The organism is Hymenobacter saemangeumensis, assembly GCF_039541835.1.
Classification (GTDB): Bacteria; Bacteroidota; Bacteroidia; order Cytophagales; family Hymenobacteraceae; genus Hymenobacter; species Hymenobacter saemangeumensis.
Genome location: NZ_BAABGZ010000021.1, coordinates 1 through 25206, shown reverse-complemented (window position 1 = coordinate 25206; position 25206 = coordinate 1). Strand labels below are relative to the sequence as shown.

Genomic DNA, 25206 nt, shown 5'->3' with positions numbered 1-25206 from the left:
TGGGGCCAGGTGGAAGAGCGAAAAGGAATGATGGGTTCCGAAAAAAAGCGGGGGTTAGTTCAGGCGGGGGTCAATGGGATAGTTGGACAGCATACGAAACCGTCCGCCTTTCTCGCGCAGAATGTCCCGCCAGAACGCATCCGTTGTCAAAGTAAACACTTTCCCGGCGCTTGCGGGGTGAGATATCCAAACCTGCTGCTCCATTTCCCCCGCCAGCTGCCCTTCCGACCAGCCGGAATAGCCCACAAACAGGCGAATATCGTCGGGCCCGACGTCGCCGCTGAGCAGCAAGCCCAGCACCACTTCAAAGTCGCCGCCCCAGTACACGTCCTGGCCCAGGTGGGTGGCCCCGGGCACGTCGGCCCGGCGGTGCAGGTAATGCAGGGTATCGGGCTGCACGGGCCCGCCCAGGTACAAGGGCAGCGGCGCGGCCGGCGAGAGCTCGCCCAGCGGCAGCTCCAGCACGTCGCCCAGCGTGATGTTGGTGAGGCGGTTCAGCACCAGGCCAAAGGAGCCTTCTTCCGGAGAATCCCGGCACAGCAGAATTACGCTCCGCTCAAAGTTGGGGTCGCCCAGAAAAGGCTGAGATATCAAAAGGGTACCAGGCTTCATAATATTCCAAGCTAAAATAAGTAAAAAACCAATTCGGCTAACAGCCGCCTGAAGCTGAGCTGGGTTACTGAAGTACGTAAAGAATGGCAGCCGGGACGATGTGCCCGCCTTTTTCGTCGCAGCCCTGCCACGTTGCTACCTTGCAGCTTAATTATACACGGGGCAGCCGTCCTACCGCGCCTTTCTTTCAACCTGACTTTTTGCTCATTCATTCCATGACCGACGCCCAGCTGGCTGATTTACGCAAAAACTACGCGCAGCGCACCCTTTCAGAAGCCGATGTGCAGGCCAATGCCGTGCAGCAGTTTCGGCACTGGCTCGACGAGGCGCTGGCCGCGCAGGTGGACGAGCCCACGGCCATGGTGCTGGCCACGGTGAGCCCCGAGGGGCAGCCTTCGGCCCGCGTGGTTTTACTTAAAGGCCTGCACGAAGACCTGGGATTTGTGTTTTACACCAACTACGACAGCCGCAAAGGCCAGGAGCTGGGCGCTGGTGCCCGGGCGGCCCTGACGTTTTTCTGGCCCGCGCTGGAGCGGCAGGTCCGGGTGGAGGGGCGGGTAGAAAAAGCCCCCGAGGATGTTTCCACGGCCTATTTCCAAAGCCGGCCCCTGGGCAGCCAGGTGGGCGCCTGGGCTTCGCCCCAAAGCCAGGTGGTGAGCAGCCGCGCGGAGCTGGAAGCCCGGGAGCGGGAAGTGGCGGACCGGTTTGCCGGTACCTCGCCCCTGCCCCGCCCCCCGCACTGGGGCGGTTTCGTGCTCACCCCCGAGCGGGTTGAGTTCTGGCAGGGCCGCCCCAGCCGCCTGCACGACCGCATCCTGTACGAGCGGGCAGGCGAAGGCTGGAAAATCAGCCGCCTGGCCCCTTAGTTTCAATGAGCAATGACCAGTGTGCAATGAACAATGTAGTTTGCTGCCCTGCTTCGATTGCTCATTGTTCATTGTTTATTGCTCATTGTTTTTGTTTTGGCTGAAATTCAACCCCTGCGCGGCTGGCGCTACAACCCCGAGCTGGGCAGCCGCATTGCCGAGCTGGTATCGCCGCTGTTCGACGTGGTATCGCCCAAGCAGCGGGCGGCCCTGTACCAGAACCCGCTGAACTCCATACACCTGTCGGTGCCGCTGGGCGACGACCCGGCCGGCGCGGCCCTGACGCGGCTGCGGGAGTGGCAGTCCCGGGGCATCCTGCGCCAGGACGAGCTGCCCGGCATCTATGCCTACTACCAGTACTTCCGCCTGCCCGGCTCGGCCCAGGCCTACTGCCGCAAGGGGTTTATGTGCCACATCAGGGCCTACGACTGGGCCGAGAATGTGGTGCTGCGCCACGAGAACACGCTGCCGGCGTCGGTAAACGACCGGGCGGAGCTGCTGGCCCGCACCGAGTTTCAAACCAGCGCCACCCACGGGCTTTACCGCGACGACGCCTTTGAGCTGGAGCAGTACCTCGACGAGGCCATGCGCACGCCGCTGTATGAAACCGAAGAAGACTACCAGGGAGCCCGCGATGTGCTGGCCGTGATTCAGGACGCCCGCATTATCCGGCGGTTTCAGCAGGTGCTGGCCGACCGCGAGGTTATTCTGGCCGACGGTCACCACCGCTACGAAGGCTCGCTGGCTTACCGCCGCGCCCGGCAGCAGGCGGCGCCCGACGCCACCGGGCGCGAGCCCTGGAACTACCACCTCATGTACCTCACCAACGCGGCGGCCGACGACCTGCGCATTCTGCCCACCCACCGCCTCCTGCTGGAGCTGCCCGGCAACCTGAGCGACGAGGAGTTTCTTTGCCGCCTGACGCCGTATTTCACCGTGCTGCCCCGGCCTGAAGCCACCGACCTGCCCGAGTTTATTGCCGGCAAGCTGTGGGCCTTTGGACTTTACCTCAACGGCCAGGCGTACAAAATCCGACTCCGGCCCGAGGTACACCAGCAGCTGGATTGGGAAACCACGCCGGAAGTGAAAGCCCTGGACTTGACGGTGCTCCACTTTTTTGTGTTGGAAAAAGCCCTGGGCATTGCCGGCCCGGAAGCCCAACGCAGCTGGCCTGGGGTTACTTACGCCCGCAACTTTGCCGAATGCCTGCTGCGCGTCGACAACGGCGAAGCCCGCGCAGCCCTGATAGTAAACGAAGTGCGCATGAATGAAGTAGAAGCCGTGTGCCACTCGGGGGCCGTGATGCCGCCCAAGTCCACCTTCTTCTATCCCAAAACCATTGGTGGCTTTCTTTTCAGCAGCATTGCCGATGAGGAAGCCGACAACCATTTCACCGCCTACTATCAACACCATGCGCCGCGCTGACCCTGCCGTCAAGCTCATCCTCGCCTCGAACTCGCCCCGCCGCCGGCAGCTGCTGTCGGACCTGGGGCTGGCTTACGAAGTCCGCCTGCGGGAAGTAAACGAAGACTTTCCCGAACACCTGGTGCGGGCCGAAGTGGCCGAGTACCTGGCCGCCCGCAAAGCAGCGGCTTACGCCGCCGACCTGGCCCCCGACGAGGTAGTACTCACTGCCGACACCATCGTGTGCCTGGAAAACGACGTGCTGAACAAGCCGGCCAACGCCACCGAAGCCGTGGCCATGCTCACCCGGCTGCAGGGCCGGGCCCACGACGTGTTCACCGGCGTGTGCCTGCAGTGCGGCGACGGCCGGCAGGTGGTATTTTCCGACCAGACCACGGTGTATTTCCGCGCCCTGACACCGGCCGAAATTGACTACTACGTGCTGCACTACCAGCCCTTCGACAAAGCCGGGGCTTACGGTGCCCAGGACTGGATTGGCATGGTGGCCATTACCCGGCTCGAAGGGTCGTACTTCAACGTGATGGGCCTGCCGGTGCACCGCGTGTGGGCGGAGCTGGAAAAGCTCAGCGCCCTGCCCCCCAAATCCTAATTTTGTCCATGCCCGGGTCGGTGACGAACATACCTGCACGATTAGTACCCGGGCCCGGAACAAAGGACTTGCCTGCGCTTCCATTGCTGGCTTTTGTGGCGGCGCTGGGACTGGCTTTTTCCGGAATGGCGCTGGGGCTGCTCTACGGAAGCAGCACGTATGCGCAGCTACAGGCCCTGGGCAACCTGGTGTACCATGAGAACGGATACCGGCAGCTGCCGCTGGCCCTCACGGCAGAACGGCTGCAGTGGCTGCGCAGCCTGCTGGCCCTGGCTGGAGCCGGCGGGGTGGCAACAGCCGTGTGGCTGCACCGCCGGCATCGTCCCGTGGCCCGCCTGAAAGCCGAGGCCTCCCTGCTTTTTACCCGCTCGCTGGCCTGGTGGAAGCGCCTGCCACTCCAGGCCAAAGCCCTATGCCTTGCGCTGACAGCTTTGCTGCTCTTGGTAAGAGCCTGGTACATGCTCAACTACCCTTTGAGCACGGATGAAATAGCCTCGTATGACTTCTTTGTCCGGCCGGGCCTGTTGTCGGTTACGAGCTTTTATCCCATTCCCAACAACCATATTTTCTACAACCTGCTGGCCTGGCCGCTGGCGCAGCTGGGCCTTTCCCCCCGGCTGGTAATGCGCCTGCCCACGCTCGTGCTGGGCTCGGCCGGTACGGCAGTGGGCCTGGTTTTACTGGCTCGGCTAACTGGTCTGCGCCTGGCATTACTAATAACTGGCCTGGTGGGCCTTAGCCCCCTGTGGGCGTACTATGCAGCCGTGGGCCGGGGGTACTTTCTGCAGTTCTGCCTGGTGCAGGCCGGCTTTTTTGCCGTGCTCGAGCTGCTAAGGCGTCCAGCCGGCTTCCCCCATCTGGCCTGGCTCGCTTTTCTGGCTAGCAGCGTGCTGGGGCTTTATTGCGTGCCTTCTTATGCCTACCCGCTGGCGGCCCTTGGCCTGGGCCTTGGGAGCGGCCTGCTGCTGCAGCGGCGCGCCGGCCAGCTCCCGGCATTAGCAGCCGCCGGCGCCTTCATCCTGCTGCTTACGCTGGTGCTTTACCTACCCGTAGGAATGGTGTCTGGCTGGGAGCAGCTTCTGGGCAACCGCTACGTGGCCAGCAAAGCCGCAGCGGACTTCTGGCCCCCGTTCCGGGCGGTATTGTATGAAACCGCAGCCGAGCTGTTTGGCCCCTCACTGCGCATCAGCGGGCCGTGGTGGCTGGCGGCTGCCTGCCTTGGCGCAGCCGCAGTGCGGTGCTTGCTGCCGGCTGGCCCGCGCCGAAACACGGCCTTCCTGGCCTGGCTGCTTCTGGCTTTGCCCCTGCCGATGATGATGGCCCAGCGCGTGTATGCGCCTACCCGGGTGCTGCTCTACCTCACGTACTTTGGCTACCTGCTGCTGGCCCTGCTGATTTTGCAGCCCCGCCTGCTTTGCCAGCTCCGGCGCCTTTATCTGCCCCTGCTGACCGCTGTGCTGCTTACAGGTGGCTACCGCCTCTATCAGCACCAGGCCCAGGTGCAGGCCTCCCAGCGCGAAACCCGGCAGCTTACCCAGGCATTCTGGTTTATTCAGCAGCATGCCGGGAAGCCTCAGCCAACTAAAGTGTGGCTGAATGCTCCGCTGCACGAGTTGTTTTTCGCGCATTACTCCCGCCAGCTACCTCCTGCCAGTCAGCTGCTGCTTCACTCCAGCCGAAACCCGGTGCCAGGCCCGGGCTACGACTGGCTGGTGGTGAATAACAGGCTGCGGGCAAACTTTGCGCAGCAAAAGGCTTATCGGGCTTTGTACCGCGACCAGCTGGTGACGATTTATGCCCGGGTCCGCTGAATTTTGCCGTACGCTTAGCACTGAATGCCGTCTTTCCGCTTTTTTCTGCTTCTTACCTGCGCCGCCCTGCTGGCTTGCACCGGCTATGCCGCGCTGCTGCTCAGCAGCGGCAGTTGGGAAGAAGCCCGGGCCCTGGACCGGGTTTTTCCATTCTATGCCTGGCACATCAGGCCCTTTACGCTGGCGGAATACGAAAATGCCCGAGCCGGGCTGGCGCTAACTGCCGCCCTGTTGGCGGCAGCTACTCTTGCTTTGGCGCGGCCGCCTAAGCTTCAACAGGAAATTGCCCGCCTCAAGGTTGAGCTGCTGAGCCATGGGGCATCATTCCGGGAGTGCCTGCGCCGGCTGGCCCCGGGGCAGCGCCGGCTGGCCCTGGGCCTGCTGGCGCTCCTCACCGGCACCCGCCTCTACTTCAGCCTGCGCAATCCGGAGTACGACGACGCCGTTTCCTACGAGGTGTTTGTAAGCAAAGGGCTGCTGGCGGTGGGGGGCTACTACCCCATTCCCAACAACCACGTGCTGGCCAACACCCTAAGCTGGCTGTTCTATCAGCTTTACCCGGGCTTCTGGTTTTGCATGCGCCTGCCGGTGCTGCTGGTCAGCACGGCAGGAACCGTGTGGCTGTTTGGCCTGCTGCTGCGGCAAAGCAGCTTTCGGGTGGCGCTGCTGGCTACGGCCGGGTTTGGCTGGCTGCAGCTAAGCCTATACCATGCAGGCGTAGGCCGGGGCTACTGGCTGTTGACGGTGCTGGCGGGACTGGTGTTTTTCAGTACGCTGGCGCTGAGTGAAAGCCCACAGCGCCCCCGCCTGGCCTGGGCTGGGCTGCTGGGCGGCGGCATACTAGGCAGCTACACCATTCCCACCTTCGCGCTGGTGCTGGCATCGGCCTACTCCTGGCTGGGCCTGCTGTTTTTACTTTCCCGCGCCGGCAAATACCTGCTGGCCCTGCTTCTGGTTGGAGCTACAACCGTAGCCGCCACCCTGGCCTTATATGCCCCCTTACTGCTGATTTCGGGACCGGAGCTGTTTTTTGAAAATGGTTTCGTGGCCTCCCGGGGCTTTGAGGAGTTCTGGCGAGGGCTACCGGCCTACCTCTGGTATTCGGAGGGCTTTCTGGCCGGGCAGCGCACCGTGGGCGGGCTGCTTACCCTGGCCGTTCTGCTGGGTCTTGCCGGGCTGCAGCGCCTGGATAACCAAGGCCGCCTTCCCTCGAACCAACGCACCTGGCTGCGGCAGCTGGCGCAGCCGGCACTGTGGTTTGTAGCGGTTCCCTACGCGGTGTTGATGGTCAAGCACGTGTTCCCCCCGGAGCGGGTGCTGCTGTTCAAGGCCTTCTTCCTGTTTATTCTGGCTGCGCTGGTATTGAACTGGGTTCTCGACCGCTGGCCCCGGCAGCGTTTCCTGCCGGGAAGTATGCTCCTCCTGGCCCTGGGCTATATCGGCTACCAGGCCTGGTCCATCGAAAGGCAAAACCAGGCTTACCGCTCGTCTAATGCCTCCTACCGCAGTGCCCTTGCCTGGCTGGCTGCCCAGCCCCCCGGCCCCGTGCTGATTCCGGAGCCTACTCATAACCTGTTTTTCCGCTTCTACGCGCATTCGCTTACCCCGGGTCGCCGCTGGCAATTTCACGATGCCAAAGTCGACAGCGTGCGCTATGCCTACGTGGTAGCCTTTCCCAACAAGCGCGGCATGTTCCAGCCGCCTATCTCCTTCCCGCCTGCTTACCGCAATGCCGATGTGGAGATTTTTGCTCTTCCCCGTCGACCCTGAGCCAATAAAAAAGGGCGCTGCCGAAGCAGCGCCCTTTTTTATTGGACTGCGATTCGCCAATTAGTACGGCTTGGCGTCGTGGGCTATTTCTTCGGCCTGACGAACTGCTTCGGCTTCTTTGCCGGCCGGACGCAGGCGACGGCCCATGTAGCGGCTCGTGGCCGCGCTGGGGTTGTGCGCAATGCGGTCCAGCCCTTCGCGCACGCGGCGACCATATTCGGCGTCGCACTTGGAAAACAGCTCCACCATGCGGTCCTGGATTTCCTTGGTTGCCGCGCTCAGGGCATCGCACAGGTTATTCACCAGGTCTTCTTTCTCCAGGTCGGTGTGCAGGTTCCAGCGCTCACCGGCCTGCTTGAAATCGATGTCGCCGCGGCGGTCAATTTTCTGCCGCACCAGGCGCCCCTGGTACGTGGGCTCGTGGTCGGCTCCGGCGCGGGGGCTCTCCGTCAGCCCGTTCAGCGAGCTGGGCTCGTAGTTGACGTGAGGATTCTGCTTGGGCGCCACATCGACGTGGTAAGTCATCTGGCCATCGCGCTGGTTGGTGGCCACGTGCTTTTTGGGCGCGTTGATGGGCAGCTGCAGGTAGTTGGGGCCCACGCGGTAGCGCTGGGTGTCGGAGTACGAGAAGGTGCGGCCCTGCAGCATCTTGTCGTCGGAGAAATCCAGGCCATCCACCAGCACGCCGGTACCGAAGGCCACCTGCTCGACTTCGGCAAAGTAGTTTTCGGGGTTGCGGTTCAGGGTCATCATGCCCACGGGCAGGTGGGGGAACTGGTCTTCGGGCCAGAGCTTGGTGTCGTCGAGCGGGTCGAAGTCCAGCTCGGGGTGCTCGTCGTCGCTCATAATCTGCACGCGCAGCTCCCACTGCGGGAAGTTGCCGGCTTCAATGGCTTCGTACAGGTCTTCGGTGGCGTGGTTGAAGTTCTTGGCCTGTATGGCTTCGGCTTCGGGCTGGGTCAGGTTTTTAATGCCCTGCATGGGCTCCCAGTGGTACTTCACCAGTACGCCCACGCCGTCTTTGTTTACCCACTTGTAGGTGTTCACCCCCGAGCCCTGCATCTGCCGGTAGTTGGCCGGAATGCCCCAGGGCGAAAACAGGAAGGTGAGCATGTGCAGCGACTCGGGCGTGTTGCTCATGAAGTCGAAGATGCGGCCTCCGTCCTGGCGGTTGGTCACCGGGTCGGGCTTGAGCGCGTGCACCATATCCGGAAACTTCATGGCATCGCGGATAAAGAACACCTTGAGGTTGTTGCCCACCAGGTCCCAGTTGCCGTCTTCGGTGTAGAACTTCACCGCAAAGCCCCGGGGGTCGCGCAGGGTTTCGGGGGAGTGGCCGCCATGAATAACACTGGAAAACCGCACAAACACCGGGGTCTCTTTGCCTTTCTGGCTGAACAGCTTGGCGCGGGTGTATTTTTCAATGGCCTCATCACCCACTTTGCCGTAGGCTTCGAATACGCCATGAGCGCCGGCCCCGCGGGCGTGTACCACGCGCTCGGGAATTCGCTCGCGGTCGAAGTGGCTGATTTTCTCAATAAACTGGTAGTTCTCCAGCGTAGCCGGGCCGCGGTTGCCCACGGTGCGGGTGTTCTGGTTGTCGTAGATGGGGTGTCCCTGGCGCGTGGTCAGGGTCTGGGCGTTTTCGCCGTCGGCCATGCGGCCGTCGTGCGAGGAGCCGGTGCCATTCACGGCCGTGCCCGTGCCATCGGCCGGCGAGTGGCCGTTGCCAGACTGGTTGTCGCTCATAGTAGTAAGGTTTATGGTAAAAAACTTGGAAATTGACGCGGCAGAGGGCCCCGGAGGACCTCGGTACACTACAGGCAAAGGTGGCAGATGTTTAGGAAAAATACCTACTTCCACCCGCCAATGCCCAAATTTTGCCCGCAAACAGCCCACGCACGCCGACCAGAATTCCCTTCCTTGCGGGCATGGCAGGCCCTTTAGTGGCCCCGGGCCAGCAGGGCAATACCAGCCACAATCAGCAGCAGCCCCGCGGCTTGTGGCCAGCTCAGGGCTTCGCGCAGCAAGAGCAGGCCCAGCAGGGCCGTGAGCAGCACCGAGCCGCCCACAATCACCGGTGTCCCTACCGAAGAAGGAACCCCGCGCCTGAACACGATAAAAGTCAGAATCTCGGCCAGCCCCACTCCCAGCCCGGCCGCGGCCGCCAAGCCCAGGCCCTTGCCCGAAACCGGCAGCGGCTGCCCCTGCCACTTCAGCTGCAGCAGCCACAGCCCGCCCAGGGCCGCGGCCACCAGCTGCAGCACCACGGCTCCTACGGCCGCCGGCACGTGGGCCGAGGCCAGCTTGATAAAGAAGTTGTACAAAGCCAGGCACAGCGCCGTGAGCAGGGCTAAGGGGAGCCAAGGTGGCATAGGAAAGTCTTACTCGGTTGAGTCAGATGACGAGGAATCTACCTGGTATTTTACTGAATCCGGCTGAGGCCGACCCTGCCCATATACCCGGAACTCATTTCCTGCCAGCTCTTCGTAATTGAAATTTGTGGTTGGGGTCCGGTATAGTTGATACGTAAAACCCAGCATGTGCACCAGTAGGGGAATTAGCAGCAGCACAGGCACTGCAAAGAAGCGTTGCTGCGCCCCGCTTCGCAATCGATAATAAAGCGCCAGCAGCCACATTGCTAATGCCAGGGCTCCCATTACAACGGCGGCGAAGAGCATGCCGTTATACAAGATTGTATAATAAGGGCCCAAAATGGGGTCTGCTTGCAAGGCCTGTTCTGGCGGCAAAGCCGATAGTGGCGGGTAGATGGTCCAGCCATAAGCCGGCTGCTTCGTAAGCCACCAGGGCTTGCCCAGCCACAGCATGGTGGCCGCAATCAGCAGGCAGTTGGCGGCGGCCGCTCCAAGCGAGCAAAACCACCACTTCCTGAAACGCTCCATGGCTGTTCGTATGGCTACTGCAGACGGGCCAGCAAATCCTGCTGGACGGCCACCCATCTATCGTAATCGGCTCCTTCCTGCATCAGCTCTTTCAGCTCGGAGGCCCGCAGCATGGCTTCCACGGCTTCCTGGGCCATTTCCTGAAGCTCGGAGTCTTCGCCCAGGTCGAGCTGCGCTACCGCCGCCATGACGTCCTGCGGCAAATCGGGGCCCGGCCGGCCCAGGGCGGCAGCCACGATTTCGGCGGCCGCAAGGGCCGCGCTGGCATCGTCGGCTTCGATGATGCCGCCTTCCTCGCCTATTTCCTCAATCACCGATAGTGCCTCCAGCAGCACTACTTCGCCGGGCATGTCGGTAAACTCGTCCGCCAGGTCAGCGGCCGGGTCGTTCTCAAAATTGCGGTGTCCCCAGGCTCCCATTGGTGAGGTGTTGTGGATTGGTCAGTTGACGAAAAAACACATTGCGTACTGCTAGCGCAGCTGCTCCTTCAGCAGCTCCATCTCTACCTGCGGGGCCACCTTCTCATACAGCACGCGGTAGGCGGCAGTGGTAATGGGCATGTGCACGTTGAGCTTGCGGTTGAGCTCGTAGATGCTTTTGACGGCGTAGTAGCCCTCGGCCACCATGTTCATCTCCAGCTGGGCCGATTTCACGGTGTAGCTGCGGCCCACCATGCTGCCGAAAGTACGGTTGCGCGAAAACTGAGAGTAAGCCGTCACCAGCAAATCGCCGAGGTAAGCCGAGGCCGAAAGGTCGCGCGGCTGCGGGCTGATGGCCTGCAGGAAGCGACGAATCTCCTGCACCGCGTTGCTTACCAGCACGGCCAGGAAGTTGTCGCCGTAGCCCACGCCGTGGGCAATACCACCGGTAAGGGCGATGATGTTCTTCATCACGGCGCAGTACTCGATGCCGTCGAGGTCGGCGGCGGGGTAGGCGCGCACGTAGCGGTTGCGCAGCATGTCGCAGAAGTCCAGGGCCAGCCCGGCGTCGGGCGAGCCAATGGTGAGGTAGCTCTGCTTTTCCAGGGCCACTTCCTCGGCGTGGCAGGGCCCCGCAATTACGCCCAGCTGGGCGTGGGCCAGGCGGAACCGCTCGGCCACGTAGTCGGTCACCAGCAGGTTTTTACTTGGAATCATGCCCTTGATGGCCGATACCACGCGCTTGTGCTTGAGGGCGCCGCGGTCGAGCTTGTCGAGCACGGGCTGCACGAAGGCGGCGGGCACGGCCAGCACCAGCCAGTCGGCTTCCTCAATGGCATCTTCCAGGTCGGTGGTCGGGTACACGCTGTTCAGGTCGAACTGCACGGCCGAGAGGTAGCGCGGGTTGTGGCGGGTGCGCAGCAGGTGCTGCACGTCGTCTTTCGAGCGCAGCCACCAGTCGACGCGCGCGCCGTTTTCCGACAGGATTTTCGTAAGTGCGGTGGCCCAGGAGCCCCCGCCAAGCATGGCAACTTTTTCCAAGGTGGGATTGGCAATTGGCAGTTAACAATGAGCAGTTAACAGTGAGTAAGAAATGGTAAGCAGAACGAAACTCCCCTCCTTACCAAGGAGGGGATGTTGTCGCAAATGCGACAACCGGGGTGGTTACGCCGGCAGCACATAACCAGAACACTGTAAAAGAACGGAATTCGGCGCATCTTTTCGCTGAAACGACCAATCCCGCTCCTTAGCTAAGAGGCAGAATTGGTCGCATCGCCGAGGAGTGGCCAGAAGCTTACTTATCCTCCGGGCCCTCTTTAAGGGCTTCCTTATTCAGGCTCTTGGCATCCTTAATGTCCACTACCGAGCCATTCTTCAGGGTTTTAGCTACGGCACGGAAGGGGCCGCTCACTACCTGGTCGCCGGCCTGCAGGCCCCGCAGGATTTCGATGTTCTGGAAGTCGCTGATGCCTGTTTTTACGGGCGTAAGCACGGCCTTGCCGTTTTTCACCACAAACACCACTTCTTCAATCTCCACCTTGGGCGCCGAGGCAGTGGGGTCTACCAGCTCGGCTTTCGCCGGGCCGCGGTCGGCGCTGCCGCTCGCTTTTTTCACCGCGCTGGAATCGGAGCGGGTGGTAACGGCCGCCAGCGGCACGCTCAGCACGCCCGACTTACGGTCGGTGATGATGTCGACCGAGGCCGTCATGCCCGGGCGGAAGGGCACAACCGTTTGCTTGTTCACCACGCGCACCAGGTGGCGGTAGCTTTCGGGCAGCAGGCGAATGCGCACCTCAAACTCGGTTACGGCTTCGGCCGTGAGGGCGTCCTTGGCTGTGTTGGCGATGTTGGTGACGAGGCCGCGGAATTTTTCATCCTTGCTGGCGTAGGAGTCCACTTCAACTTCCACCGAGTCGCCGAGGTGCACGTTGATGATGTCGTTCTCGTTCACATTCACGCGCACTTCCATGTTGTTGAGGTTGGCGATGCGCATGATTTCCGTGCCGGCCATCTGCGTGGTGCCCACCACCCGCTCGCCCTTCTTCACGTTGAGCTTGCTCACCGTGCCACTTACGGGTGCATATATGGTGGTTTTGTTGAGGTTTTTACGGGCTTCCTCCAGCGAGGCCTGGGCACTGCTTACCGTGCTCTGGGCGGCCCGTATCTGCTGGCGGGCACTGTTGATTTCTTCCTGGGAAGCTTCGTACGTGGCGCGGCTCGACTCGTACTCGGCCTGGGAAATCACCTTCTGCTTGAAGAGCGAGGCATTGCGGCGGTACGTGAGCTCCACCTGCCGGGCGTTGGCAATAAGCTGCTGCAGCCGGGCCTGGGCCTGGCCCACGTTGGCGCGCTGGGTGTTTACCTGGGCGCTTTGCATGTTCACCATGGCCTGGTAGTTGTCGGGCCGGATGCGCAGCAGCAGCTGGCCTTTTCGCACCGAGTCGCCTTCCTGCACATAAAGCTCGGTGATTTCACCGGATACGTCGGGCGAGATTTTAACTTCCGTTTCGGGCTGCACCTTGCCCGAGGCGCTTACTTTTTCTACGATGTTGGCCGGGCCGGCTTTGGCCACCAGCACCTCCACGCCATTGGGCTTGCCCACCCAGCCCTGCTTTTTGGCAACAACATACCCCACCAGCATCAGCACGACGATGCCCAGCAGTACAAACAGTAAACGGTTGTTTTTCACGAAATCAATGAGTGAATGGGTAAATGGGTGAATGGGTGAATGAGCTGGAAGGGCATTAGGGAGTGAAAGTTGGGTAATAATTCCTTCACCCACTCACGCATTCCACCATTCCCCCATGCCTTAAAGTGTCAGCGGCTTGCCCTGGTAGAAATCAAGCACCTTGCGGCGGAACACAAACTCGTACTTAGCCTGAATCATATCCGACTCGGCGGCGGTGAGGTTGTTGCGGGCGATGTTGAAGTCGGTGCCGTTGAGCAGGCCGTTGTTGAATCGGATTTCGGCGTTGCGCAAGGCCAGGGTCAGGGCTTCTACCTGACGGGAGCTCGCCGAAAAGCGCCGCTGGGCTGCCAGGGCGTCGGCGTAGGCCTGCTGAATGGTTTGGCGCAGCTGCAGCTTCGTTTGCTCGGAGCGCAGCTCGGCCTGCTGAATGGTGATTTGGGCCCGCTGCACGCCCACGCGGGTTTGCAGCCCGTTCAGAATGGGAACGTTCAGCGAGAATTGAATAAACTCCCCGCGGTTGTCGGCCAGCTGGTCGAGAAACTTATAAGGAAGTCGCTCAAACTTGGGCTGGCTGCTTACAAACACGTAAGGCGAAGGGCGCAAGCCACCCGGAGCGGCAGCGTCAACCTGAAAAATGGGGGCCGTGAAGGTTTCATCCCCCACCCGGGTTTGCTGGTTGCGCACCGACGAAAAGCCCGACTGCACCCCGGCAGCCATCGTCAGACGGGGGTAGTGGGCCCCGCGGGCAATTTCCAGGCCCCGCCGGGCGCTTTCGATGCGTAGCTCGGCCGCCTTGATGTCGGGCTGCTGCTGGCGGGCAATCTCAAAGGTGGCGTTGGGGTCGGCCCCATCCCCGGTCGCGACAAAAGCGTCGGGGTTGGGCAAAGCGGGCGCCTGCACCTCGAAGCGACTGGCGCTGGCCGGGTCCAGGTTGAGCAGCTGCACCAGGCTGAGGCGGGCAAGGTCGCGCTGGTTCTGCGCCGTTATGCGCGCACTTTCCTCACTGGCCAGCTGGGCGCGGCTGTCGAGCACGTTGCCCTCGGCCACGGCGCCGGCCTTGAGCAGCTTCTCGCTGCGCTCTACCTGCTGGCGCGTGCTGCTAATGCGCGCTTCCGAAGCCCGAATGAGCTCCTGGGCCAGCAGCAGCTGCAGGTAAGACGACGCCACGTTCAGCGACAGGTCGTTGCGCGCTTTCTGGGCATCGAGGCGGGTGGCCTGGGCCTCCACATCCCCCTGCTTAATGGCGTTGCGCAGCTGGAAGCCCGAGAACAAGGTCAGCTGCGTAGTCGCCGAAAAGTTGTTGGACCGCACGTTCAGCTGCTGAAACTGGTTGGTGAACGGGTCGCGGTTGGTACCGAAGTTAAAGCCCTGGGTGGCGCTGATGCCCGCCGTGGGCAGCAGGGCGGCCCGGTTCAGGCGCTGCTGCGCTTCCTGCTGGCTGGTTTGCAGGTCGGACTGGCGCACATTCAGGTTATGTTCCAGGGCATAGTTTACAGCCTGCTGCAGGGTCCAAGGGCCTGTTGGTACTGCTGCCGCTACCGGGGCAGCAGGTAAGCCTGGCGTAGGGGGAACGGTGGGCGTCTGGGCCAGCGTGCTGTGGCTGCCAAGCAGGCTCGCCAGCAGCGCAGCCCCAGCCAGGGGGCGCCGGCCACATGATGTTCCCGAAATCTGGCCGGTGGCCCTGGCTGCCCAGGCAAAAGCTGTACGTATCATAGAATAGCGAAACTGCCGGATTGGTGGCAGCACAGGCGCGTAGGTAGATGTTTTTTCAAGCCCAGGGGTTGCCCGGGCTTAGTCCAGCGTGGGGATGTAAGTGATGTGGTGCACCCAGCTCAGCTGGCGCAGGTAGGCCAGCGTGATTTCCTTGATGGGGCTGTCCATCTCGATAAACTGCCGGGCGGCGTCGTTCTTGCCCTTGCGCGACACAAACATGGTGGCAATGTTGCAGTCGTCGTGGGCAATAACCGAGGCAATGAACGCAATGGAGCCCGGCACGTCGTCGGCATCGACGATGAGCGTATGCAGGGAAGCCGAGAAGTCGGAAGGAAAGCCGTCTACTTCCACGATGCGGATGACGCCCCCTCCCCGGCTCTGGCCAAGCACTTCCACGCTGCGGCCGCTGCGGGCGTCGGTCGCCTGCACCTTAATGGTGTTGGGGTGCATGGTCGACGCATTGCCCACGCTCTGGAAGGTGTACTTCAGCCCGGCTTCGGCCGCGTGGTCGAAGGCCGTACGGATGCGGGTGTCGTCGGTAGCAAAGCCCAGCAGGCCGGCTACGATGGCGCGGTCGGAGCCGTGGCCTTCGTAGGTGCGGGCGAATGAGTTGTAAAACGTGATGACGGCCTCGGTGGGCAAGGAGCCCAGAATGCGGATAGCGGCCCGGGCGATACGTACCACACCGGCCGTGTGCGAAGAGCTGGGCCCTATCATCACCGGCCCTATCATATCGAAAATGCTGGATTTTTCAGCCATTGGCAGGGCCGGCGCCAGGCCGGCTGCGGGGAGGTGGTGAGCTTGGCCGCATTGGACGGCGCAGGCCAAAAGTAGCGGGTTTGCCGGAAACCACCGCGTTTTTTGCCCCCTTACCCCCCACAAGCCGGTGATTAAAAAAGAAAAGCTATTACTTTCCTGAGAGCAAAACGCCTATAGACCGTACTATGGGGAAAAAGTTGCACTGGTTTCGTAACCTAGGGCGTATTCCTTCTTATTTTAACGATATTTGCCAGCCCCACCCCACCCACCAAACCCTCACACCACCCATGTCCGCCCACCCCATCTCGGACGAGTTTTCGCCGGCCGTGCTCACCCAGCTGCGCCGCCTACAAGAGAAATATGCTCCCGACGGCCAGGACCTGGCCTCCTACCTCGAAGGCCTGTACTACGCCGACTACATCAACTACTGGGACTACATTGAGCTGGAAACCCTGCTTTCGCTGCAGCGGCCGCTGACCAAGCTGCCCGACGAACGGATTTTCATCATGTACCACCAGATTACCGAGCTCTACTTCAAGCTCTGCCTGTGCGAGTACGAGCAGATTGGTGAGCCAAAGGAACCTACCCTGGGCGAAGTAGTGCTACGTCTGGGCCGCATCAACCGCTACTTCGAGAACCTGATTGACTCCTTCGACGTGATGGTCGACGGCATGGACAAGCAGCAGTTTCTCAACTTCCGCATGGCCCTGATGCCGGCCTCGGGCTTTCAGAGCGTGCAGTACCGCATGATTGAGATTGCCAGCACGGCCCTGGAGAACCTCACCGACCAGGAAAAGCGCAAGGCCCTGGGCCAGACGCCCGACCACGAGCAGATGTTCGGCTGCATCTACTGGAAGGCCGGCGCCACAGTAGAAGATACCGGCGCCAAAGCCCTGACGCTGGTGGAGTTTGAAAAAAAGTACTCTGATGTGCTGGTGCGCCATGCCCGGGCCTACCACGACCGCAACGTGTGGGCCGTGGTGCAGCGCCTCTCCGAAGAAGACCGCCACCACCCCCGCCTTATCCGGGCCCTGAAACAGCTCGATGTGAACGTCAACATCAACTGGCCGCTGATGCACTTCAAGTCGGCCGTGCGCTACCTGCAGCGCAACCCCGCCGACGTGCCTGCCACGGGCGGCACCAACTGGCGCAACTACCTGCCTCCCAAGTTTCAGCGCCGCATCTTCTACCCCCAGATTTGGAGCGCGCAGGAGCTGGAAGACTGGGGGAAGAGCTGGGTAGAGCAGGTGCTGGAGGAAACTGTGCCGGCGCGGTAGCGCCAGTATAGCTTTTGAGGTAGCACGATGCTTAGAGCTATACTGCTGCTGGCCGGCCTCTGCCTGAGTTTGCAGGCAGCCGGGCAGGCTCCATTAGCCAGGGTATTTCATGAAGAAAACAAGGACGGCAGTGTCCTTATCCTGGCCGAGAACCGGGGCTTTGTGCCCTATACCATTCACTTACGGGCTGAATTGCGCAATATGCGCAGTTCCCTGGCCCTGCCCGCTAGGCTGGTGGTTTTTCCCAGCAAAGCCCCACGGCCCATTGTAACGTTTATCCCTGAAAAGCCCTGGGACAACGCCTGGCATTACGAGTTTGATGCTCAAATGGGCATATGCACCGGCAACAGGCCTGATACTACCTACCACTATGGGCTTCCTTTTCGAAAGGCAGGAACACTCGCTATCGAAGTAAATACCACACCCGATAGCCTCAACTTTTACTTTAAACTACCGGCCAATTCCCCTGTGCTCGCAGCGCGAGAAGGCATTGTGGCTCAAATCAAGGCGGATGTAGCAAAGAACACGTCTGAATCGGGTAATTATATTATTGTTTTTCATGACGACGGCAGCTACGCCTGGTACCACTACCTACGGCAGCAAAGTGCCACAGTAGCCATTGGCCAACGCGTAGCAAAAGGTGAACTAATTGGCTATACTACTGCCCAAAAGCGCCTAAAGCCACTTTGGTTCTCCGTACTTTACCCCACTGATGATGGTAAAAAACCGGTGCGGGTCAGATTTAGGTAAGCGGCATTCAGCCGGTGCAGGCAAGCTGCGACACTCGCTCTGCCTTCCTATCCACACCCCCAACCAGTGTCTCCGCAACCGGAATATCCGGTTGCCCCCCGATTACGAGCCCACGGTACCGGCGCGGTAGCGCAACCAACTCTTTCAGCTGAGCGTTATGCCTTTGCAATGGCAAGTGTATATTTGCCAGGCAAAAAATAAGGGGCCGGGCACTCGGCCCAACCCCTTACCCAACTACCGCTGAAGCAGATGAGTGAGCAGCAACAGGCCAATGGCCTTGGCTGCCCCGCTTACAAACCCCAGCAAAACAGCCTTGCCGACTGCTTGAAGTAGTTTTTTCGCACGTTCCTTTTTCATTCCAGGAAAGAAGTTTAGGTGCTTATCCACCTGCTTCTTTGAAACCCCGGTTGTCTCACCAACCGGGGTTTCGCCTTTTCAGGGGCAACCGTGTGGTGAGGTGGAGTAACCGTGCGACAGCACAAAGGTAAGTCCCGGACCAGACCCCGAATAACGCAACCGCGCAAGTACAGTACTACTTAAGTATCCCGCAACCGGGTCGGTATAAAGCAGGCGCAGGACACCTAGAACGCCGCTTGTCCGTAAGAAAGACACCCATTTCTTTCTAACCTATGGACCAGACCGACCAGAAAATCATCGACAAGACCCTCGACCAGCTGCGGGGCGTACACGAAAACATGGGCCGCCTGTGGGACGCCGACACCATGGCGTCCTTTTATTACAACGTGCTCAGCGGCACCATTGCCCGCAACGGACCAGAAGTAGCGCAGGCCATTGCCGCCATGCTTACCGAGGTGTTCGACAATGCCTCAAAGTCGCACGCCAACCTGGGCAGCCTTACCAACGGTTTTCCCAACTCCGGCAAAGCCCGCTCAGACGAAGACTCGTCCATGAAGTCGGTTTGATTTGTTAGTTGTCAGTTGCTCGTTGTCAGTTGTAAGATTGTCATATAGAATTATTACTGACAACTGACAACTGACAACTNACTGACAACTGACAACTGACAACTGACAACTGACAACTGACAACTGACAACTGACAACTGACAACTGACAACTGACAACTGACAACTGACAACCTAATCAGCTGCCATGCGCGAATGCTGCTTGGTGTCGGGCATGCGCCAGTACACCAGCAGCGAGAGCAGGGCGCAGGCCGTCACATACCAGTAAAACCACTCTTCTACGCCTTGCTCCTTGGCGAAGAGAGCCAGGTACTCGGCGGTGCCGCCGAAAATAGCGACTGTCAGAGCAAAGGGCAGGCCTACGCCCAGGGCCCGGATTTCGGTTGGAAAAAGCTCGGCTTTGACTACGGCATTGATGGAAGTATAGCCGCTCACTACAAAAAGCGCGAGAATCAGCAGTCCGGTAGCCGTGCCCGGGGCCTGGGTGGTGGCCAGCATACGCAGCAGCGGCACGGTGCCCAGCGTGGCGCCGATGCCAAAGAACAGCAGCACCGGCCGCCGGCCTATCTTATCCGAAACCGCCCCCAGCAAGGGCTGGAAAAACAAGGCCACTGCCATTGCCACAAAGGATATGAGCGTGGCCTGCTCCTTGGAAAAGCCGGTGGTATTTACCAGAAACTTCTGGGCATAGGTGGTAAAGGTGTAAAAGGCCAGGGTCCCTCCCATCGTAAGGCCCACCACTGACAGGACGGCCTTGGGGTGCTGCATCAGCAGGCGCATCTGGTCGGGCAGGCCCGGTTTGCGATGCTGACTGGCCGGGTCGGCCAATTTTTGCTGCTCAAACGCGGCTGTTTCGCCCATGTGGCTACGCAGGTAGAGCGCGCCGAGGGCGGCCAGGGCTCCGATGACAAAGGGCACGCGCCAGCCCCAGGCTTCGAGCTGGGCGGTACTGAGCAGCTGCTGCAGGCCCAGCTGCACCAGCAGCGCCACCAGCTGCCCGCCCATCAGGGTCAGGTACTGGAAGCTGGACCAAAAGCCGCGGTGCCTGGCGCCGGCCATCTCACTCAGGTAAGTGGCCGAGGTGCCGTACTCGCCGCCCACGCTCAGGCCCTGCAGCAGGCGGGCCAGCAGCAGCAGGGCCGGCGCGGCCACGCCAATGGTCTGGTAGCCGGGAGTGGCCGCAATCAGCACGGAGCCACCGGCCATGAGCTGCACCGACAGCAGCAGCGCGGCCCGGCGCCCGTGGCGGTCGGCGTAGGCTCCCAGCAGCCAGGCGCCCAATGGGCGCATCAGAAAGCCCACGGCAAAGATGGCCGCCGTGTTCAGCAGCTGGGCCGTGGCGTCGCCTTTAGGAAAAAAGACGGGCGCAAAGTAGAGGGCGAAAGCGGAATAGGCATACCAGTCGTACCACTCCACCAGGTTGCCGATGGAGCCGCTGAGAATGGAGCGCAGGCGGGAAATGGCGGCGGGCGGCGATGTTGTCATGCGGCAAAGAACGATGCCGGCCCGCACTTGGTTAGTGCATACCGGCGTCCATCCGCCAGGCTACGTTGTGCTAAACCGGCGCCGCCACCGACCTTTGTATTTTCCGCTGAAGACTAACTCTCTTCCCACCCATGAAGCAAGAACTGGAGCTGCTCCTCGCCCCCGAGGTAGCCTTCGATGAATTAGCCCGCTACGAGGCCATTCTCCAACATGCCGGCCTACGCCCCGGCCAGGCCGACTTCGTGCACCTGCGCCGCCGCTCCATCGATGCCCGGGGCCGGCAGCCCCTGGTGCGCCTGCGGGCCGATGTATACACCGAAGCCCCGCCCAAGGACTTATTCGGTCCCTGGTTCACTTATCCGGACGTAAGCCGGGCCCGGCGCAAAGTACTGATTGTGGGAGCCGGCCCGGCCGGGCTGTTTGCGGCCCTGCGCTGCATTGAGCTGGGCATAAAGCCCATTGTGCTGGAGCGCGGCAAGGACGTGCGGGCCCGCCGCCGCGACCTGGCCGCCATCAACAAGGAGCACACCGTGCACCCCGACTCCAACTATTGTTTCGGGGAAGGCGGCGCGGGCACCTACTCCGATGGCAAGCTCTACACCCGCGCCACCAAGCGCGGCGACGTGGGCCGGGTGCTGCGCCGCCTGGTGCAGCACGGCGCCACCCCCGATATTCTGGTAGATGCCCACCCCCACATCGGTACCAACAAGCTGCCCGCCGTGGTGCAGGCCCTGCGCGAAGCCATTACCGACGCCGGCGGCGAGGTGCGCTTCGAAACCCGCGTCACGGACCTCATTCTCGACCACAACCACCTGCGCGGCGTGGTGACGGCCACGGGCGAAGCCCTGGAGGCCGACGCCACCATTCTGGCTACGGGCCACTCGGCCCGCGACATCTACGAGCTGCTGCACCGGCGCGGGGTGCTCATTGAGGCCAAGCCCTTTGCCCTGGGCGTGCGCGTGGAGCATCCGCAGTCCCTCATCGACCAGGCGCAGTACCGGCGGCGTGAGCGGGGGCTGCTGCCGGCGGCCTCCTATGCCCTGGTGCATCAGACGGAGGTGAAGGGCCGGCAGCGGGGCGTGTTTTCGTTCTGCATGTGCCCCGGTGGCTTTATTGTGCCGGCCGCCACGGCTCCCGGCGAAGTGGTGGTGAATGGCATGAGTCCCAGCCGCCGCGACTCCCGCTTTGCCAACTCCGGCATCGTGGCGGCCGTGGAGCTTGACGACCTGGACCTAAAGCAGCACGGGCCTCTGGCGGGCCTGCATTTTCAGCAGCAGATTGAGCAGCGGGCCTGCCTGGCCGCGGGCGGAACCCAGCAGGCCCCGGCCCAGCGGCTGGGCGACTTCCTCAAAAACAAGGCATCGGCGGAGCTGCTGGAAACCTCCTACCAGCCCGGCCTGCTGCCCGTGCGCATGGATGAGGTGCTGGGCGCTACCCTGGCTGCCCGCCTGCGTCAGGGGTTTGAGAACTTCGGCCGTAAAATTCCCGGCTACGCCACCAACGCCGCGCAGATTGTAGGCGTGGAAAGCCGTACTTCTTCCCCGGTGCGCATTCCGCGCGATGCCGCTACGCTGCAGCACCCGGTAGTGCAAGGCCTGTTTCCCTGCGGCGAGGGCGCGGGCTACGCGGGCGGCATTGTGAGCGCGGCCATGGACGGCGAGCGGTGTGCCGAAGCTGTAACGGAATTGGTGGGTAGTTGGTAGGTTGTCAGTTGTCAGTTGTCAGTTGTTCGTTGTCAGTTGTCAGTTGTCAGTTGTCAGTTGTCAGTTAAGTGTATGCATTTACCGTAAAAGGTTGTTGTTTCTACCTGACAACTGACAACGAACAACTGACAACAATAAAATCATGAAAAAGACCCTCGTCCTCGGCGCCTCCGACAATCCTTCCCGCTATTCGTTCCGGGCGGTTCACATGCTGAAAAATCACGGGCACGAAGTGGTGCCGGTGGGTATTCGTAAAGGCCAGGTTGCCGGCCTCGACATTCATACCGACCGGCCAGAAGCCAGTGATGTTGACACGGTGACGCTTTACGTGGGCCCGCAGAACCAGCCCACCTGGTACGATTACATCCTGGGCCTGAAGCCCCGGCGCATCATCTTCAACCCCGGCACCGAAAACCCCGAGCTGGAGCGGCGGGCCCAGGCCCAGGGCATCCGCACCGAGGAAGCCTGCACGCTGGTTATGCTGTCGGTAGGCAATTATTGATTTGCCAGCCTGGGGAGACCATGGATTGCCCGCCCGGGCGGCCGCACTACACGAAGACTGGCTGGGCGGCTCCCGTGCATTGGGCGTAGCTGAGTTCAGCACTCAGCTCTTTCAGGCAAATTAGCTCAGGCTTTTTGTGGTACCCCGAACCCCAGCAGGGAATTCGGGGTACCATGCGCTATGGCCGCTTGCTACCCGGCACGGCATACCCCAGATACCCCTGAAACCGCGGCTCTACTGCCCGCGTGATACTGGCTGATAAGGCAAAACAACCTAATAGAAAGACTCCGTAGGCGGCTGCTACCAGCAGCAGCCGGCGCTTGCTTCGCAGCACCCAAACCGGCGCAGGCCCAAAGGCCACCAGCGCCAGCAGCAGCAGGTGCAAAGGCAGCAGAAACCGTACCTCCATGCTCATGGGCAGCACCGCCAGGCAGGGCAGCAGCAGGCCTGCCAGCACCAGGGCCGCCTTCCGACGGGGCCGCTTCCCTCCCAGCGTCACCAGCATGGCCCAGAACCAGAGGCTATAATTCAGCCCGCTAAGCAAAGCCGACGGTTCCCAGCGCCGCAGGTATGGCGTGGGATGGCTGATGTCGAGCCCGGCGAACAGGTGGCGGGCATAGGTGGCCAGGAAAGGCCCCGGGTGCCGTAGCGCCACCTGCAGGTACTGCCCCGGCGAACGGAAGTCGTCCAGGCCCTCTTCTTGCAGCACCTGGGCACCGGCCTGGTCCAGAAACAATAGCTGGCCGGTGGGCAGCCCCGGCCCTACCGAGGCTTCGTACTTAAGGTGCAGCAGGCCCCACTTCAGCTTTTGCAGGTAGAGGTTATGAATGTTCAGCTCCTTGGACTGCGAAAGCACCAGCGGCGTATTTGCGCCGAAGTGTCGGCGGTTAATCAGCCACTGAGGAGCTAGAATAAAAACCAGGCCCAGCCCGCAGGCCATCAGCCGGCCCGCCCAGGCCCGCTTGGGCTGGCCCAGCAGCAGGAGCCCCAGCACGGGTAGGGCCGAAATCTGGTAGATGGGCCGCACATTAAGCGCCAGCGCCAGCGCCAGCCCTGTGAGCAGTGCCGCCCATCCGGTACTCCGCTGGGCTTGCCAGAGTGCCACCCCCAACGCCAGTACAGCCGGAAAGTCGGAAAGTGAAAAGCTGAAATAGTCGCGCCAGAACACAAAGCCCAGTGCGGCCCAGAGCAGGCGCCGGGCTACCGAGGGCAGGCTGGGGCTGTCCGTTGCTGCCTGCCACAGGCGCGGCCCCACCACCCCAAACAGCAGCCCGGCCAGCCCGGCATTGAGAAGCTTCACTACCCGCACGGCGGGCCAGTCCAGCGCTTTGCGCACCACCAGGCAGAGAAAATTTACCAAGGGGTAAGCATAGCCCCGCAGGGCATCGTCGTAGCCCAACAGGCTGAAGCGGCCCTGCTGGTAGAAGCGGTGGCTTAGCTGCCAGTAGTTTTCGGCATCGTAGTACAGGTTCTGGTACTCTGATGTGAGCAGATACAGCAGGTAAACCAGCGTGATGGCGCCGGCGAGCAGCCCTTCTTCCCAGCGCCGGTTTTGGCCCGGCGGCCGGCCGCCGGGAGCGGGCAAAGGAAGAGCGGACGGGGATTGCAAAGGGAGAACACAAATAGCAGACCGCTCAAAGGTAACCTTGAAGGTGTGGCAGGCGCCCCTTGGAGGGCATATTACTTTCATCAACAGGCCAATTCTCATCTGTGAATTAACCTGTACTTTGGCATCTGCCTTTTATCTCAGTTCCGGTGCCCGTTACGGTTCCTATTCCTGCCTTTCATCAATGAAAAAACTACTACTTGCTGCGGGCCTGGCGTTGCTGGGAGCCCAGGGCTTCGCCCAATCGCCCAAGGAGCAGGCTCTGGCCAAAGGCTTGGAAGCCATTAAGCTCATGGACAACGGTAAGATTCCTGAATCCATAAAGCTGCTCGAAGAGGCGCGGGTGCTCGACCCCAACCGCTACGACTACCCCTACGAGCTGGCTTATGCCCACTACAGCCAGGAGGAGTATAAAGTGGCTATTTCCCTGCTCGAGCCGCTGTTGCGCCATAAAAGCTGCTCCGACAAAACCTTTCAGCTGCTCGGCAACAGCTACGACATGACGGGCGACGCCAAAAAGGCCATTGCCACCTACGAAGCCGGACTACACAAATTCCCCGCCTCGGGCCCGCTACACCTGGAGATGGGCAACATGGAGATGGGCCAGGAGCGGTACCAGCCGGCACTGGAGTACTACGAGAAAGGCATTGAGCTGGCACCGCAATTTCCTTCCAACTACTACTGGGCCGCCAAGCTGTACCTGTCGTCCTCGGCCAAGATGTGGGGCCTGATGTACGGCGAGCTGTTTATGAACCTCGAACGCAACTCCAAACGCACGGCCGAGATGAGCAAGCTGCTCTACGACACCTACAAAAGCGGCATCACCTTTCCCTCCGACTCGTCGGTATCGGTGAACTTCAGCAGCCACGTGATGAGCATCGGGGATTTTGGCAAAGGCAAAAAATTCAAGATGCCCTACAGCATTACCTACGGAACCACCATGGCCTTGGCCGTGAGCCAGCAACGGGCCGTCAACCTGCGCACGCTCAACCTCATTCGCAGCAACTTCATCAGCCATTACTACCAGCTGAAGAATGAGGAAAAGCACCCGCGCAACATCCTGTTTGACTACCAGCAGCAGATGGCCCAGGCGGGCCATGCCGAAGCCTACAACTACTGGCTGCTGATGAAAGGCGAAGAAGACAGCTTTATCAAGTGGAGAACGGTGAGCCAGGGGCAGTGGGATAAGTTCGTTGAGTGGTACAGCGCCAACCCGCTGCCGGTCGATGCCCGGCATAAGTTTGTGCGCAGCCAGTTTTAACCAGCCCTCCCCCCGCTTTGTGCCCCGGCCCCGGCCGGGGCATTTTATTTACGGTGGATTGCTAGCAAACCTAAGTTGCGGGGTATAGATGAGGCAGAAAAAAAGTCTGTTCGGCGTGAACAGGCTAGGTTTGAAGTATTCGAC

23 protein-coding genes are annotated in these 25206 nt (G+C 61.2%); 11 read left to right on the top strand and 12 right to left on the bottom strand.

The features are described from left to right. Positions 1–54: 54 nt before the first annotated feature. Positions 55–612 carry a YqgE/AlgH family protein gene (locus ABD919_RS10800; protein WP_345236018.1) on the bottom strand — a complete coding sequence of 186 codons (558 nt, stop codon included), beginning with the start codon at positions 610–612 and terminating at the stop codon, positions 55–57. Positions 613–827: 215 nt separating this feature from the next. On the opposite strand from ABD919_RS10800, the gene pdxH reads away from it, so the two are divergent. From pdxH to ABD919_RS10775, 5 genes are all read left to right on the top strand, one after another. Continuing rightward, the gene (gene pdxH, locus ABD919_RS10795) at positions 828–1478 is read left to right on the top strand and encodes a pyridoxamine 5'-phosphate oxidase (RefSeq protein WP_345236017.1); all 651 of its coding nucleotides are present in this window, start codon (positions 828–830) and stop codon (positions 1476–1478) included. A gap of 96 nt (positions 1479–1574) precedes the next feature. Then, complete coding sequence (locus ABD919_RS10790; RefSeq protein ID WP_345236016.1) at positions 1575–2903, top strand: DUF1015 domain-containing protein; 1329 nt, start codon at positions 1575–1577, stop codon at positions 2901–2903. Next, a complete protein-coding gene (locus tag ABD919_RS10785; RefSeq protein ID WP_345236015.1) occupies positions 2890–3492 on the top strand; it encodes a Maf family nucleotide pyrophosphatase in 603 nt (200 codons plus the stop codon). The genes ABD919_RS10790 and ABD919_RS10785 overlap by 14 nt, the downstream gene beginning before the upstream one ends. A gap of 68 nt (positions 3493–3560) precedes the next feature. Next, positions 3561–5303 carry a hypothetical protein gene (locus tag ABD919_RS10780; protein WP_345236014.1) on the top strand — a complete coding sequence of 581 codons (1743 nt, stop codon included), beginning with the start codon at positions 3561–3563 and terminating at the stop codon, positions 5301–5303. A 24-nt stretch (positions 5304–5327) separates the two neighbouring features. After that, a complete protein-coding gene (locus ABD919_RS10775) occupies positions 5328–7073 on the top strand; it encodes a hypothetical protein (protein WP_345236013.1) in 1746 nt (581 codons plus the stop codon). A gap of 60 nt (positions 7074–7133) precedes the next feature. On the opposite strand, the gene ABD919_RS10770 is transcribed toward ABD919_RS10775, so the two are convergent. From ABD919_RS10770 to sdaAB, 8 genes are all read right to left on the bottom strand, one after another. Beyond that, positions 7134–8822 carry a catalase gene (locus ABD919_RS10770; RefSeq protein ID WP_345236012.1) on the bottom strand — a complete coding sequence of 563 codons (1689 nt, stop codon included), beginning with the start codon at positions 8820–8822 and terminating at the stop codon, positions 7134–7136. Positions 8823–9016: 194 nt separating this feature from the next. Then, positions 9017–9448 carry an EamA family transporter gene (locus tag ABD919_RS10765; protein ID WP_345236011.1) on the bottom strand — a complete coding sequence of 144 codons (432 nt, stop codon included), beginning with the start codon at positions 9446–9448 and terminating at the stop codon, positions 9017–9019. A 9-nt stretch (positions 9449–9457) separates the two neighbouring features. Further along, positions 9458–9976 carry a hypothetical protein gene (locus ABD919_RS10760; RefSeq protein WP_345236010.1) on the bottom strand — a complete coding sequence of 173 codons (519 nt, stop codon included), beginning with the start codon at positions 9974–9976 and terminating at the stop codon, positions 9458–9460. 14 nt (positions 9977–9990) lie between these two features. After that, positions 9991–10395 carry a DUF4259 domain-containing protein gene (locus tag ABD919_RS10755; protein WP_345236009.1) on the bottom strand — a complete coding sequence of 135 codons (405 nt, stop codon included), beginning with the start codon at positions 10393–10395 and terminating at the stop codon, positions 9991–9993. 51 nt (positions 10396–10446) lie between these two features. Beyond that, positions 10447–11436 (bottom strand): NAD(P)H-dependent glycerol-3-phosphate dehydrogenase, encoded by a 990-nt coding sequence (locus ABD919_RS10750; RefSeq protein WP_345236008.1) that lies wholly within the window; start codon positions 11434–11436, stop codon positions 10447–10449. 253 nt (positions 11437–11689) lie between these two features. Beyond that, the gene (locus ABD919_RS10745; RefSeq protein ID WP_345236007.1) at positions 11690–13084 is read right to left on the bottom strand and encodes an efflux RND transporter periplasmic adaptor subunit; all 1395 of its coding nucleotides are present in this window, start codon (positions 13082–13084) and stop codon (positions 11690–11692) included. A gap of 120 nt (positions 13085–13204) precedes the next feature. Then, complete coding sequence (locus tag ABD919_RS10740) at positions 13205–14797, bottom strand: TolC family protein (protein WP_345236006.1); 1593 nt, start codon at positions 14795–14797, stop codon at positions 13205–13207. 78 nt (positions 14798–14875) lie between these two features. After that, positions 14876–15556, bottom strand: a complete 681-nt coding sequence (gene sdaAB, locus ABD919_RS10735) for an L-serine ammonia-lyase, iron-sulfur-dependent subunit beta (RefSeq protein ID WP_345236005.1) — start codon at positions 15554–15556, stop codon at positions 14876–14878. A gap of 287 nt (positions 15557–15843) precedes the next feature. Here sdaAB and ABD919_RS10730 point away from each other — a divergent pair, with 287 nt between their 5' ends. Further along, a complete protein-coding gene (locus ABD919_RS10730; protein WP_345236004.1) occupies positions 15844–16833 on the top strand; it encodes a tryptophan 2,3-dioxygenase family protein in 990 nt (329 codons plus the stop codon). A gap of 27 nt (positions 16834–16860) precedes the next feature. Then, positions 16861–17583 carry a M23 family metallopeptidase gene (locus ABD919_RS10725; RefSeq protein ID WP_345236003.1) on the top strand — a complete coding sequence of 241 codons (723 nt, stop codon included), beginning with the start codon at positions 16861–16863 and terminating at the stop codon, positions 17581–17583. A gap of 234 nt (positions 17584–17817) precedes the next feature. Here the strand turns inward: ABD919_RS10725 and ABD919_RS10720 are convergent, their stop codons facing one another. Beyond that, positions 17818–17940 (bottom strand): hypothetical protein, encoded by a 123-nt coding sequence (locus tag ABD919_RS10720; protein ID WP_345236002.1) that lies wholly within the window; start codon positions 17938–17940, stop codon positions 17818–17820. 272 nt (positions 17941–18212) lie between these two features. On the opposite strand from ABD919_RS10720, the gene ABD919_RS10715 reads away from it, so the two are divergent. After that, on the top strand, positions 18213–18506 hold the full coding sequence (locus ABD919_RS10715; protein ID WP_345236001.1) for a hypothetical protein: 294 nt from the start codon (positions 18213–18215) through the stop codon (positions 18504–18506). Between the two features lie 173 nt (positions 18507–18679). Here ABD919_RS10715 and ABD919_RS10710 read toward each other — a convergent pair whose 3' ends face one another. Continuing rightward, positions 18680–19990 carry an MFS transporter gene (locus ABD919_RS10710; protein WP_345236000.1) on the bottom strand — a complete coding sequence of 437 codons (1311 nt, stop codon included), beginning with the start codon at positions 19988–19990 and terminating at the stop codon, positions 18680–18682. A 131-nt stretch (positions 19991–20121) separates the two neighbouring features. On the opposite strand from ABD919_RS10710, the gene ABD919_RS10705 reads away from it, so the two are divergent. Beyond that, on the top strand, positions 20122–21693 hold the full coding sequence (locus ABD919_RS10705; RefSeq protein ID WP_345235999.1) for an NAD(P)/FAD-dependent oxidoreductase: 1572 nt from the start codon (positions 20122–20124) through the stop codon (positions 21691–21693). 142 nt (positions 21694–21835) lie between these two features. Beyond that, positions 21836–22195 carry a CoA-binding protein gene (locus tag ABD919_RS10700; protein WP_345235998.1) on the top strand — a complete coding sequence of 120 codons (360 nt, stop codon included), beginning with the start codon at positions 21836–21838 and terminating at the stop codon, positions 22193–22195. A gap of 178 nt (positions 22196–22373) precedes the next feature. On the opposite strand, the gene ABD919_RS10695 is transcribed toward ABD919_RS10700, so the two are convergent. Beyond that, a complete protein-coding gene (locus ABD919_RS10695; protein ID WP_345235997.1) occupies positions 22374–23780 on the bottom strand; it encodes a hypothetical protein in 1407 nt (468 codons plus the stop codon). 205 nt (positions 23781–23985) lie between these two features. Here ABD919_RS10695 and ABD919_RS10690 point away from each other — a divergent pair, with 205 nt between their 5' ends. After that, positions 23986–25062, top strand: coding sequence for a tetratricopeptide repeat protein (locus tag ABD919_RS10690; RefSeq protein ID WP_345235996.1), 1077 nt, complete (start codon positions 23986–23988; stop codon positions 25060–25062). Positions 25063–25206: the final 144 nt, after the last annotated feature.